This window comes from Burkholderia sp. MR1-5-21, from assembly GCF_053427715.1.
Genome location: NZ_JBSAXD010000111.1, coordinates 1 through 620, shown reverse-complemented (window position 1 = coordinate 620; position 620 = coordinate 1). Strand labels below are relative to the sequence as shown.

At 64.2% G+C, this 620-nt stretch carries 1 protein-coding gene; it reads right to left on the bottom strand.

Annotated elements, in window-relative coordinates; translation table 11 throughout:
- Nucleotides 1–620 (bottom strand): putrescine ABC transporter permease PotH (locus ACV229_RS40640; RefSeq protein WP_448088664.1); only part of this gene is annotated, 620 nt, incomplete at both ends.

Below are 620 nucleotides of genomic sequence, written 5' to 3'. Positions count from 1 at the left end.
CCAAGGTCGTAGGCGGCCTCGAGCAGCGTGAGGTCCATCTTCACGAGGTGCGCGTACAGCGGCATCACCATGAACGGCAGGTACGAATAGACCATCCCGATGTAGACGCCCGCATCGCTGTGGTAGAGCCGCAGCGGCGTGTGGATGATGCCGAGCGCGATCAGCGCGTGGTTCAGCAGGCCGTCGTCCTTCAGGATGCCGATCCATGCGTACACGCGGATCAGGAACGAGGTCCAGAACGGCAGCATCACGGCCATCATCAGCACGTTGCGCGTGCCCGGTTCCGAGCGCGCGATGAAGTACGCCATCGGATAGCCGATCAGCAGGCAGAACAGCGTCGACACCGCGGCCATCTTCAGCGAGCTCAGATAGGTCGCGACGTACAGGTCGTCCTGCAGCAGGAACGCGTAGTGGCCGAGCTGGATCGCGAAGTGCACGACGCCGTCCTTGACCTGCATCAGCGCCGTGTACGGCGGGATGCCCATCATCTGGTCGGCGAAGCTGATCTTCAGCACCAGCACGAACGGCACCGCGAAGAAGATCGTCAGCCACAGGAACGGCACGCCGATCGCGACGCTGCGCCCGGACGGCAGGAAGCGCGACAGCACCGCGAACCGGCG